The sequence below is a fragment of the Klebsiella sp. I138 genome, assembly GCF_051131765.1.
GTDB lineage: Bacteria > Pseudomonadota > Gammaproteobacteria > Enterobacterales > Enterobacteriaceae > Klebsiella.
The window spans coordinates 4,164,831-4,176,142 of sequence record NZ_CP180447.1 but is presented as its reverse complement, the minus strand read 5'-3'; the positions used below and the strand labels follow the sequence as shown (position 1 = coordinate 4,176,142).

Here is an 11,312-nt window from a genome sequence, read left to right as displayed (position 1 = left end):
GTTTGGAATCGTGTTGTTCCGGACCCTACGGCGCATTGCCGACGACGACCACCACACGCACGACGACCACCGCGGCAGGCGCGGTTTTTAGTAGAGTCGAAGTCAGGATGGAAGCGTTCATTAGGGACCTGTTGTGTCGAAAATTTAACTGAATTTATACAAACACAGGCGCCGCCATTAAACAACGGATTTATTTTCATCCACGAGGATTTGTGTGAGGGATCACAATTTTTATTCTGGCAGGAAAAACAAAAAACCCCGCCAAAGCGAGGTTTTTCCTCAGCGTGTTTACGGCTGGTAACCGCAAGTACACTGTATTACGTCAACGACAAAAGTATACGCTTTCACGGGAGTTCACGCAATTTTACCCCGGTTTACGCCGAAGTAGAGTATGGGCGACGAGCACAAATTTGTCGAGAAAATACTGTTTATATATACAGTACTTGTTTATACTGAAAGCGTTCACGTTGTGTCATTCGGGGCCGCATGGATCACCGGCGCAATAAAGTCCTGGCTGAAACGGGTGGTGCCGTCAGTGCCTTAACCCCGAGAGAGCACACTGTGTTACGTCAACAAATACGCTACTGTCTTCTGGTCACGGCAACGTGTCCCGCAGGCGGCGTATACCCTGGCTGGCAACAGGCGGCGGAAAGGTACGCCAGCCGGTCGTGCTCCTGTACCAGAGGAGACGCGTATGGGTGCAATGGATATTATTGTTCTTATCCTGAAACTCATGGTTGCTGTGTTGCAACTGCTTGATGCCGTCCTGAAACAGCTGCGCTGATTCAGGTTCAAGTCGCACCTGAGAGGGGCGGGAAACCGCCCCTCTACAGGAGGTTCCCATTAACCTTATGCTGACTTGCTGGAGAAAACCATGCCACCACCGCTGTTGATTGCCGCAACAACGCCGGACGATCCCGGGTTCCTTGCCCTGCGCAGTGAAAGCCTCGCCCAGCATTTCAATATGCTACGTCGCCTGGCAGAGAACTGGCAAAGTGGGAAAAACCGCTTTAATGCACCGGGTGAAAAACTGCTAGGTGCCTTTGTCGGCGGGCAGCTGGTGGGAGTTTGCGGACTGAATATTGACCCCTTCAGCTCGCAGCTGCGAACCGGGCGCATTCGCCACTTATATATCAGCGAATCCTGCCGTCGGCAGAATATCGGCCAGCAGCTGCTGGTGGCCGTCATCACTCACTCCGGCACCTGGTTCGATTTTCTCAACACCCACGCGCCGCCGTCGGCGTGGCCATTTTATGAATCGCTCGGATTCCGTCCGGTTTACGATGAGCCACGGGTCACTCATCGCCTGTTTTGCTCACTTTAAGCGCAGCTGGCTGGCCGAAAACGCTCGTGTTACAGTTCGAGGTCTCTGCCATTTACCCAACACATCCGTCATGACGATAACCGTTTTCTGCGTTCTGCTGTTCGCCGCCCTGCTGCACGCCAGCTGGAATGCCATCGTCAAAGCAAGTGGAGACAAGATGTACGCGGCGATTGGCGTAAGTGGCTCCGCTGCGCTGATCGCCCTGGTGGCCTTGCCTTTCGCCCCGCAGCCCACGCTGGCCAGCGTACCGTATCTGGTGCTTTCCAGCGCATTGCAGGTGGTGTACACCGTCCTGGTCGCCAAAACCTATCAGGTCTCAGATATGAGCCAGACCTATCCGCTGATGCGCGGTACCGCCCCGCTGCTGGTGGCGGTAGTGAGCGTTGCTCTCCTCGGTGACTCCCTGTCACCGCTGGCGTGGACAGGGATTGGCGTTATCTGCCTGGCAATACTCGCGATGGCCTTCAACGGCCGGGCCAGCTCTGGTTATGGCATCACCCTCGCTCTTATTAATGCCTGTTTTATCGCCGGCTATACGCTGGTTGATGGCACAGGAGTGCGGCTGTCAGATACCGCGTTGGGCTACACACTGTGGTCCTTTTTTATGAACGGGTCCTGTCTGCTGACCTGGTCAATGATTGCCCGCCGCCAGGAAGCCAGCCGCTATCTGCGTCAGCACTGGAAAAAAGGCCTGATCGGTGGCCTGAGTACGATGGGGTCTTATGGCCTGGCGCTTTGGGCGATGACCCAGGCGCCGCTGGCAGTGGTCGCCGCGCTGCGAGAAACCTCAATTTTGTTCGGTGCCGTCATCGCATTTGTGCTGCTCAAAGAGAAGATTATCGCCCTGCGCATCGTTGCCGCCTGCGGTATCGCGGCAGGCGCTATCCTGCTGCGTCTGTCTTAGTGCAGAATGGCAACATTTGTTGCCGATTATTGTTTACAAAACCTGCCTGTCATTCCTCACCAATCATCACTATGTGGTTGTACTGTCATTTTTATGTGGTAGATTCCTCCAGCATTTAAGGGATGTGCCAGTCACATATTCTTCTTTTATCTCTATTGACAAAGTATTCATCGACATGAAACGGCATAAGAACTTCACTTTGTTGTTGATGCTGGTACTGCTGGTGGCCGTTGGCCAGATGGCGCAGACCATTTATATTCCGGCGATCGCCGATATGGCTATTTCGCTGAACGCACGCGAAGGCGCCGTGCAGAGCGTGATGGCGGCCTATTTGCTGACCTATGGCACCTCACAGCTTTTTTATGGCCCGATTTCTGACCGCGTGGGGCGACGTCCGGTGATCCTTATCGGAATGTCTATTTTTATGCTGGCGACGCTGGTTGCCATCACCACGCACAGCCTGACGGTGCTGATTATTGCCAGCGCCATCCAGGGTATGGGAACCGGTGTGGGCGGAGTGATGGCGCGAACCTTGCCGCGCGACCTGTACGAAGGAGCCCAGCTCAGACATGCCAACAGCCTGTTAAACATGGGCATTCTGGTCAGTCCGCTGCTGGCGCCGCTGATTGGCGGTATCCTCAATACGCTGTGGAGCTGGCGCGCCTGCTATGCGTTCCTGCTCATACTGTGTGCGATCGTGACCTTCAGCATGGCACGCTGGATGCCGGAAACGCGTCCGGCTGGCGCACCGCGCACCCGGCTGGCAACCAGTTATAAAACGCTGTTCGGCAACTCCGCGTTTAACTGCTATCTGCTGATGCTGATTGGCGGCCTCGCCGGCATCGCCGTGTTTGAAGCCTGTTCAGGGGTGTTGATGGGCGCCGTGCTGGGCTTAAGCAGCATGGCGGTGAGTATTCTGTTTATTCTGCCCATTCCGGCGGCCTTCTTCGGTGCCTGGTTTGCCGGACGCCCGAATAAACGTTTCTCGACCCTGATGTGGCAATCGGTGATTTGCTGTCTGCTGGCAGGGATACTGATGTGGATCCCGGGTCTGATGGGCATCATGACCGTCTGGACGCTACTGGTACCCGCCGCGCTGTTTTTCTTTGGCGCCGGGATGCTGTTCCCGCTGGCAACCAGCGGCGCAATGGAACCCTTCCCGTTCCTCGCCGGGACGGCAGGTGCCCTGGTTGGCGGCCTGCAAAACATCGGTTCCGGCGTACTGGCCTGGCTCTCGGCGATGATGCCGCAGACCAGTCAAAGCAGCCTTGGACTGTTGATGATGCTGATGGGTCTGCTGATTCTGCTGTGCTGGCTGCCGCTGGCTTCGCGCTTCAGCCGCCACCAGCAGCCGGTTTAAGTCTGAGTCTCCCCGGATAGTGGCCTGCGCCCTATCCGGGCGTCCGCCAGACATCATTGAGCCAGACTCTGTAACCAGTGAATAAACGCGTCTATTTTCGGCCACTGGCGCCCCGCTAACGTAGTCACATAGTAGTGCTGGTGGCATTTCAGCGTCATCTCACCAAAGGGCGCAATCAGCTCTCCGCTCGCCAGGCGCTTTTGCACCAGCCGTTTACGCCCCATCGCCACGCCAACATGATTCATGGCAGCAATCACCGCTAAATCTGAACGATCGAAGCCAATGCCCGACGATTGCGGCAAGTTAACCCCAAAGTGCTGTGCCCAGCTAAACCATTCGTCGGTGCCGGAATCATTGCTCCAGGCCTGGCGATCGTGCAGCAGGGTGCAATGCTGAAGATTATCGGGATTTTGTTGCAGCTGATGCTGGCGGGCGTAGTCGGCTGTACAAACCGGTACAATCGCTTCATCCATCAGATAGTGGTGGGTTAATTGCGATGAAGGCAGATCGTCAAAATAGAGCGCCAGATCGATACCCGCCCGCTGCATATTCACGTTGTCGTTGCCGGTCAGGACGGTGAGCGATATCGACGGGTAGCGGCGAGTAAAGTCTCCGAGCGCCGGTACCAGCCAGCACTGGGCAATTGACGGTCGCGAGTAAACGGTAAGCGTGCCCGACAGCTCCTGGTTTTTGATGTCCAGAATCTCCTGATTCAGGCTATCCAGGGATGACTTCAGCGCCCAGTACACCCGCCGCCCCTCATGGGTTAATTCAACCTTGCGATGAGAGCGCACAAACAGTTGAATACCCAGCTCGTCTTCCAGCTGATTCATCCGGTGGCTCACCGCGCTGGGAGTCAGCGACAGCTCTTCCGCCGCCAGCGCAAAAGATTCGTGCCGCGCTGCCACCTCAAAGGTATACAGCTTTGACAGCTGCCAGCCATTCAGCAGCCGGTTACCTATCTCCTTACTGATATCCATCGTTCGATCCCCCTGTTTTTTTACCGATGATTGTAAGAAAAATGGTTGCGGTAAGTGGATTTAAAGATGAATAAAAGTGACCCACAACGCAAATAAAAGCCATTTTTAGACATTAATCACCATTTTGATTCAATCTAATTCACCTGAAAGGCCATTTATATCGTTTGTCAGCCGATGCCGTTTTTCTGTTCAATAACCCTATATTATTCACGGGCGAGGTGGGGTATGGAATCTCAGATTTGGGTTGTGAGCACGTTATTAATCAGCATCGTGTTGATTGTTTTGACTATCGTAAAACTGAAATTTCACCCCTTCCTGGCGCTGTTGTTAGCCAGTTTCTTCGTCGGTGCCATGATGGGGATGAGCCCGCTGGATATGGTCAACGCCATTGAAAATGGGATTGGTGGAACCCTCGGTTTCCTGGCAGCGGTCATCGGCCTCGGTACCATTCTTGGCAAAATGATGGAAATCTCAGGCGCCGCCGAACGTATCGGCCTGACGCTTCAGCGCTGCCGCTGGCTGTCAGTTGATGTGATCATGGTGCTGGTTGGCCTGATTTGCGGGATAACGCTGTTTGTGGAAGTGGGCGTGGTACTGCTGATTCCGCTGGCCTTTTCCATCGCTAAAAAGACCCATACCTCCCTGCTGAAGTTGGCGATTCCGCTGTGTACTGCATTAATGGCCGTGCACTGCGTCGTACCGCCGCACCCGGCGGCGCTGTTTGTCGCGAATAAGCTGGGTGCCGATATCGGTACGGTGATTGTTTACGGCCTGCTGGTTGGATTGATGGCTTCGCTGGTCGGCGGCCCGTTGTTCCTTAAGCTTCTGGGCAACCGTCTGCCGTTTAAAGCGGTTCCTGCTGAGTTCGCGAATCTGGAAGTCCGTAAAGAAGAGACGCTGCCGTCTCTCGGCGCTACGCTACTGACCATTTTGCTGCCGATCGCGCTGATGTTAGTGAAAACCGTCGCCGAGCTGAATATGGCCAAAACCGGCACGCTGTATATGCTGCTGGAGTTTATTGGTAACCCGATTACCGCCATGTTTATCGCCGTCTTCGTGGCCTACTACGTCCTCGGTATCCGTCAGAATATGGGCATGGCCACGCTGCTGACCCATACCGAAAAGGGCTTTGGCTCCATTGCTAATATCCTGTTGATTATCGGCGCTGGCGGCGCGTTCAACGCGGTCCTGAAAACCAGCGGCCTGGCCGATTCACTGGCGGTGATTCTGTCCGGCATGCATATGCACCCGATTCTGCTGGCCTGGCTGGTGGCCCTGATTCTGCATGCGGCGGTCGGTTCAGCCACCGTTGCCATGATGGGGGCCACGGCCATCGTCGCACCGATGCTGCCGCTATACCCTGGCGTTAGCCCGGAGATCATCGCCATTGCCATCGGTTCCGGCGCAATCGGCTGCACGATCGTCACCGATTCCCTGTTCTGGCTGGTAAAACAATACTGCGGAGCGAGCCTGAGTGAGACGTTCAAATACTATACAACGGCCACATTTATCGCATCCTTACTTGCACTAGCCTGCACGTTCCTGCTTTCTTTCATCATCTGAGCGCAAAGAGACGTAATATGAAAAACGCTGACATGACCACTTTACTTGCCCGGTTCCCTCTGCTGAAGGACCTGATTGACCTGAAAGAAACCACCTGGTTTAACCCGGCAACCACTTCGCTGGCGGAAGGTTTACCGTACGTAGGCCTGACAGCTGACGATGTTCAGGACGCCCGTGCCCGGCTTGAGCGCTTTGCGCCGTATCTGGCACAGGCGTTTCCGGAAACCGCCGCTACCGGGGGAATTATTGAATCCGAGCTGGTCGCTATCCCGGCAATGAAAACACGGCTGGAGCAGGCTTTTACCCAGCCCATTTACGGCGATCTGCTGCTGAAAAAAGACAGCCATCTGCCGATCTCCGGTTCCATCAAGGCCCGCGGTGGTATTTACGAGGTTCTCACCCACGCCGAAAAACTGGCACTGGAAGCTGGTTTACTCACTCCTGCAGATGACTACCGCAAGCTGCTGACGCCAGAATTTAAGCAGTTCTTTAGCCAGTACAGCATCGCCGTGGGCTCCACGGGTAACCTGGGGATGTCGATTGGCATCATGAGCGCATGTGTCGGTTTTAACGTCACCGTGCATATGTCAGCCGATGCCCGGGCATGGAAAAAGGCGAAGCTGCGTAGCCACGGCGTGACGGTGATTGAATACGAGCAGGATTATGGCGTCGCGGTCGAACAGGGGCGCAAAGCCGCCGAAGCGGATCCCAACTGTTTCTTTATCGATGACGAGAATTCACGCACGCTGTTCCTCGGTTATGCCGTCGCAGGTGAACGCCTGAAGGCCCAGTTTGCCCGGCAAGGGCGCGTAGTCGATGCCGATCATCCGCTGTTTGTCTATCTGCCGTGCGGCGTAGGCGGCGGTCCTGGCGGGGTAGCGTTTGGTCTGAAGCTGGCCTTTGGCGACCATGTACACTGCTTCTTCGCCGAACCAACGCACTCTCCTTGCATGCTGCTCGGCGTTCATACCGGCCTGCATGATGACATTTCGGTCCAGGATCTGGGTATTGATAACCTGACCGCTGCCGACGGTCTGGCCGTTGGACGAGCTTCCGGCTTTGTCGGAAGGGCTATGGAGCGCCTGCTGGATGGTTTCTATACCCTTAGTGACCAGACGATGTACGACATGCTGGGCTGGCTGGCGAAAGCCGAAAACATTCGTCTGGAGCCGTCTGCGCTGGCCGGTATGGCCGGACCTCAGCGCGTTTGCGCCAGCAAGACGTATTCGCAGATGCACAGCTTCACGGACAGCCAGATGCACAACGCCACGCATCTGGTCTGGGCGACCGGCGGCGGTATGGTACCGGAAGAAGAAATGGCGCAGTACCTGGCGAAGGGACGCTAACATCACTGGCTCAACGGCTGGAAGATAAGCCGTTGAGCCCACTTCTCGTTACGTCATATCCTGAAGAAATACAGCAATCTGTCGCAGGTGCGTAGCCGCAAACATGAGCGACAGGGAAAGGACTGCGACGGCGATGTAAAACTTGTCACGTATCGCCTGTGGCTGGACAAAATCGCTATCATCCACATCCATCAGATTACGGCGATACGTATAGCTCCAGAGGATGATTGCGACAATCGCCAGTATGCCAATCGATAACCAGAAGAGTATCCCGGCGCTATGCCAGTTATGTTTGATAGCCAGCGCCATCAGTGCCGCGTAGCCCAGCAGCGTTCGAAACCAGGCCAGCGATGTCCGTTCGGGCTGCAATCCCGGATCGCTTTCCCGTCGTACCCGGCGCTTATCCGCCATACAGTACCAGGCCCATCACGACGATCACCACAATGACCAGCAATATGCTAATAACCAGTAGCGTTCTGGTATAAGGCAGGTCCAGCTTCAGACGCATCGCTTTTTCGTTACCCAACCAGCGCAGGTAGCCATAAATGGCCAGGCCGCCGGCAAACAGACACAGTAACAGTGCCAGCACTTCGCGAATCAGCGGTGTGGCAAAATCCGGTGCCAGCTGATCTAAACCAACCCCGGCGGCAAGAAAGCCTAATGCCGTGCGGATCCACGCCAGAAAGGTGCGTTCATTGGCCAGCGAGAAGCGGTAATCCGGTGCTTCGCCGACGCGAGAGATTTTCATCAGGGTTCCTTGTTCGTAGCGCAAGCAGGCTTCAGCATAGCGTAATTTGTTACGAACAGGGGAGCAGAGAAAGAACCGGCATCCGATGGATGCCGGCCGAGGTGAGAATTAATGCAGTTCCGGCCAGTAGTCTTTGTTGGCCTCAATCAGATCGTCGAGAATCGCTTTCGCGACGGATGCGCTCGGTACGGTTTTCGACAGCGCAATGGCCTGCCATAGCTTGTGGTAGGAGCGATGTTCCCAGGCATCCACCACCAGTTTCTCAACCGCCACCTGCTGGCTCATCATCCCTTTCTGGAAGTTAGGAATATCACCGACTGTCAGCGGTTCTGGACCGTTGTGGCCCACCAGGCACGGAATTTCCACCATCGCATCGGCGTCAAAATTATGGATTGCGCCATTGTTCGGTACAATCAGCAGCATGCGCTCCTGGGTGTTGAAGGCAATGGCGGCTGCAAGATCCACGATGTAAGAGGCGTGCTCATCGATTTCCAGATCGCCGGCAGAAGATTTACCCGCGGCAATAATTGAGCGGCAGGCGCTGAAGACATTTTTCTCGCGGTGATCCATCACTTCGTTAGCACGGGTACGCGCCGGGTTAGAGTGCTCAACAACGTAATCCGGGAACAGATAGTATTTCAGGTAGGTGTTCGGCATGGTGTCCGGGTCCAGCGCCTGCACATCTTTAGCCTTAGCAAAGGTATCGTTCCAGCTGGCCTCGGTATGCGGGTCGTTAGACGGCGGAACATAGCCATATTTCGCCACATGTTCGCGCAGCTTCGGCATCAAATCGTTGCCCTGCAGATCTTCAATCGACGTCCACCAGCCGAAGTGGTTCAGCCCGTAGTAGCGTACGCGCATCTGTTTGCGGTCTTTGAGGCCGACAATTTGCGCCATGCGTCCCTCAATGCCGATTGGCATATCACAGATATTGAGGATTTTCGCATTCGGACGCAGACGACGCGTGGCTTCCGCTACGATTGCCGCCGGGTTGGAATAGTTCAGCATCCAGGCGTTCGGTGAATATTTTTCCATATAGTCCACCAGCTCCAGCACGCCGCCGATAGAACGCATGCCGTAGGCGATGCCGCCAGGTCCGCAGGTTTCCTGACCCAGAACGCCGTGGCGCAGCGGGATTTTTTCATCTTTTTCACGCATCGGATATTTGCCAACACGGATATGCGCCATGACAAAATCAACGTCGGTAAAAGCCGCCTGCGGATCGGTGGTATAGCTGAACTCAATCTCCGGCGCCTGCTCTTTGAGAATCACTTTACATGCTTCGGCGATAGTCTCCTGACGTGCGCCGTCGTTGTCATAAAATTTCAGTGCCCGCAGCGGGAAACGGTCCTGGTTTGCTAACAACATCAAAACGATACCTGGCGTGAAGGTACTGCCGCCGCCTGCGATAACAACTGAGAATTTTTTCATGATACTGCCTCCGTCATGGTGGTTTGTTCGGTCTGTAGAGAATCTTTCATCAGGGATTCCAACTGGTCGCGAACCTGGGGAACATGCAGGCCTACGATGACCTGAATCGCGTTGCCACGACGCACTACCCCGTGAGCGCCCAGCGCTTTAAAGACGTCGTCACTTTGTGTTTTCGTCATATCGACCAGCGTGATGCGTAGCCGTGTGGCGCAGTTGTTGACGCTTTCGATGTTGCTCGCGCCACCCAGCGCCTGCAGAAAACCAGCGGCCTGGCCGAATTTGGATTCCGTCGCACCTGCTGCGCTTGTTTTGCCGCGCGCCGCCTGGTAATCCGCCTTGCTGTAGAGTTTGATTTCGCTCTCTTCGCGACCCGGTGTTTTCAGGTTGAAATGCAATATCAGGGCGCGGAAGATAACGAAGTAAATAGCGGTGAAGCACACCCCGATGCCTATCTGGATGAACATCATCGATGCATGGTTATGGAACATCGGGATCCAGTTTTGCGGCAGGAACTGGTCCAGCAGACCGCCGCCAAAGTTACCGACGACCCCGCACATATACATCACCGTCGCCATCGTGGCGGCCAGCACCGCATGGACGGCAAACAGCAGCGGGGAGATAAACAGGAAGGTAAACTCCAGCGGTTCGGTAATCCCTACCAGCATGGCGGTTAGCGTTGCCGGAATCAGCAACCCGGCCACCTTCACGCGGTTTTCAGGCGCCGCGGTAAAGTAGAGAGCCAGCGCAATCCCGACGGAGCCAAAGACCTTCGAGTTGCCGTGCAGGGCGAAACCGCCTTCCGGGAACAGGGCTTTCAGCGGTTCGGTACTCTGGCTGAACTCCTGCAAATGCTGCGCCCAGTACACCTGAATGCCGCCTTCCACCACTGCCGGGCCAAAAATAAACGGTCCGTAGACAAAGTGATGTAGCCCGGTAGGAATCAGAATGCGCTCAAGGAAAATATAGACCCAGACCCCCAGCGCCCCGGCTGAGCGTAAAAAGGCCTGCAGAGATTCAATACCCATCTGCACCTTTGGCCAGCCCAGCAGCGTTAACCAGGCGCAGGGGATCATCGCCAGGAAGGCAACGATGACAACAAATGAAGAGCCCTGGAAAATACCGAGAAATACCGGCAACGGTTTATCAAAATAGCGGTTATGTAGCGCGGTAACGATTCCGGAAATAACGATCGCCCCGATGATGCTGGTATCCAGCGTTTTAATGCCGGCAATCATCGTCAGGCCGCTACCGGCCGTGGGATCGGCAGAAAAATCGACGCCGAAAAAGTGGCCCCAGGTCATCCCCATGGCGTTAATGAAGTAGTTCCACGTCAGGAAACTCACCAGTACGGCCAGACAGGCCCGGCCCTGAGCCTGCTTTGCGAGGCCAATCGGTAAGCCGACGGCGAAAATCAGCGGCATATTGCGAAATACCGTCCAGCCGCCCTCTTCAATAATGTGAACAATCTGAGCAAATAAACAATCAGGTGCCGTAAGCGCTTCGCCAACAAACATGGGGTTGCGCAGCATAATGGTTATACCCACCACGATCCCGGCAAAAGGAAACAGTAAAACCGGGGTAAACATGGCGCCGCCAAAACGTTGTATTTGACTGAGCATTTTAAAATCCTCATTTAACAACCAGTAGGGTAAGAGG

At 55.1% G+C, this 11,312-nt stretch carries 11 protein-coding genes and 1 pseudogene; 6 read left to right on the top strand and 6 right to left on the bottom strand.

Going from position 1 to position 11,312, the window contains the following annotated elements; all coding sequences use genetic code 11:
- Window positions 1-25: 25 nt before the first annotated feature.
- On the bottom strand, window positions 26-121 hold the full coding sequence (ivbL, locus tag ACMYSK_RS19500) for an ilvB operon leader peptide IvbL (protein WP_004869113.1): 96 nt from the start codon (window positions 119-121) through the stop codon (window positions 26-28).
- A gap of 548 nt (window positions 122-669) precedes the next feature.
- Between ivbL and tisB the strand changes: the two are divergent.
- From tisB to emrD, 4 genes and pseudogenes are all read left to right on the top strand, one after another.
- Window positions 670-784: pseudogene (gene tisB, locus ACMYSK_RS19495) on the top strand (type I toxin-antitoxin system toxin TisB); the annotation flags it as partial.
- A gap of 90 nt (window positions 785-874) precedes the next feature.
- Window positions 875-1,324, top strand: coding sequence for a GNAT family N-acetyltransferase (locus ACMYSK_RS19490; protein ID WP_434637904.1), 450 nt, complete (start codon window positions 875-877; stop codon window positions 1,322-1,324).
- A gap of 70 nt (window positions 1,325-1,394) precedes the next feature.
- Entirely contained in the window at window positions 1,395-2,228 is an 834-nt protein-coding gene (locus tag ACMYSK_RS19485; protein WP_434637902.1) for an EamA family transporter, read from the top strand.
- A gap of 175 nt (window positions 2,229-2,403) precedes the next feature.
- A complete protein-coding gene (gene emrD, locus ACMYSK_RS19480) occupies window positions 2,404-3,588 on the top strand; it encodes a multidrug efflux MFS transporter EmrD (RefSeq protein ID WP_434637900.1) in 1,185 nt (394 codons plus the stop codon).
- Window positions 3,589-3,641: 53 nt separating this feature from the next.
- Here the strand turns inward: emrD and dsdC are convergent, their stop codons facing one another.
- Window positions 3,642-4,568 (bottom strand): DNA-binding transcriptional regulator DsdC, encoded by a 927-nt coding sequence (gene dsdC, locus ACMYSK_RS19475; protein ID WP_434637898.1) that lies wholly within the window; start codon window positions 4,566-4,568, stop codon window positions 3,642-3,644.
- A gap of 225 nt (window positions 4,569-4,793) precedes the next feature.
- Here dsdC and dsdX point away from each other — a divergent pair, with 225 nt between their 5' ends.
- Together dsdX and dsdA are read left to right on the top strand one after the other, a co-directional pair.
- Window positions 4,794-6,131: a D-serine transporter DsdX gene (gene dsdX / locus ACMYSK_RS19470; protein WP_434637896.1), complete on the top strand. Its 1,338-nt coding sequence runs from the start codon at window positions 4,794-4,796 to the stop codon at window positions 6,129-6,131.
- 17 nt (window positions 6,132-6,148) lie between these two features.
- Window positions 6,149-7,477 (top strand): D-serine ammonia-lyase, encoded by a 1,329-nt coding sequence (gene dsdA / locus ACMYSK_RS19465; protein WP_434637894.1) that lies wholly within the window; start codon window positions 6,149-6,151, stop codon window positions 7,475-7,477.
- 48 nt (window positions 7,478-7,525) lie between these two features.
- Here the strand turns inward: dsdA and ACMYSK_RS19460 are convergent, their stop codons facing one another.
- The 4 genes from ACMYSK_RS19460 to ACMYSK_RS19445 form a co-directional block, all read right to left on the bottom strand.
- Complete coding sequence (locus tag ACMYSK_RS19460) at window positions 7,526-7,888, bottom strand: DUF202 domain-containing protein (protein WP_434637893.1); 363 nt, start codon at window positions 7,886-7,888, stop codon at window positions 7,526-7,528.
- Window positions 7,878-8,225 (bottom strand): YidH family protein, encoded by a 348-nt coding sequence (locus tag ACMYSK_RS19455; RefSeq protein WP_434637891.1) that lies wholly within the window; start codon window positions 8,223-8,225, stop codon window positions 7,878-7,880. The genes ACMYSK_RS19460 and ACMYSK_RS19455 overlap by 11 nt, the downstream gene beginning before the upstream one ends.
- 108 nt (window positions 8,226-8,333) lie before the next feature.
- Complete coding sequence (locus tag ACMYSK_RS19450; protein WP_434637889.1) at window positions 8,334-9,656, bottom strand: 6-phospho-alpha-glucosidase; 1,323 nt, start codon at window positions 9,654-9,656, stop codon at window positions 8,334-8,336.
- Entirely contained in the window at window positions 9,653-11,275 is a 1,623-nt protein-coding gene (locus ACMYSK_RS19445; protein ID WP_434637887.1) for an alpha-glucoside-specific PTS transporter subunit IIBC, read from the bottom strand. Before ACMYSK_RS19445 ends, ACMYSK_RS19450 begins: the two co-directional genes overlap by 4 nt.
- Between the last annotated feature and the right edge of the window lie 37 nt (window positions 11,276-11,312).

Bases quoted from the DNA above. Each gene is read 5' to 3' on its own strand.
- ACMYSK_RS19485 (WP_434637902.1), top strand. From the start codon at position 1,395: ATGACGATAACCGTTTTCTGCGTTCTGCTGTTCGCCGCCCTGCTGCAC.
- ivbL (WP_004869113.1), bottom strand. From the start codon at position 121: ATGAACGCTTCCATCCTGACTTCGACTCTACTAAAAACCGCGCCTGCC.
- dsdA (WP_434637894.1), top strand. From the start codon at position 6,149: ATGAAAAACGCTGACATGACCACTTTACTTGCCCGGTTCCCTCTGCTG.
- dsdC (WP_434637898.1), bottom strand. From the start codon at position 4,568: ATGGATATCAGTAAGGAGATAGGTAACCGGCTGCTGAATGGCTGGCAG.
- emrD (WP_434637900.1), top strand. From the start codon at position 2,404: ATGAAACGGCATAAGAACTTCACTTTGTTGTTGATGCTGGTACTGCTG.
- ACMYSK_RS19450 (WP_434637889.1), bottom strand. From the start codon at position 9,656: ATGAAAAAATTCTCAGTTGTTATCGCAGGCGGCGGCAGTACCTTCACG.
- ACMYSK_RS19445 (WP_434637887.1), bottom strand. From the start codon at position 11,275: ATGCTCAGTCAAATACAACGTTTTGGCGGCGCCATGTTTACCCCGGTT.
- ACMYSK_RS19490 (WP_434637904.1), top strand. From the start codon at position 875: ATGCCACCACCGCTGTTGATTGCCGCAACAACGCCGGACGATCCCGGG.
- dsdX (WP_434637896.1), top strand. From the start codon at position 4,794: ATGGAATCTCAGATTTGGGTTGTGAGCACGTTATTAATCAGCATCGTG.
- ACMYSK_RS19455 (WP_434637891.1), bottom strand. From the start codon at position 8,225: ATGAAAATCTCTCGCGTCGGCGAAGCACCGGATTACCGCTTCTCGCTG.
- ACMYSK_RS19460 (WP_434637893.1), bottom strand. From the start codon at position 7,888: ATGGCGGATAAGCGCCGGGTACGACGGGAAAGCGATCCGGGATTGCAG.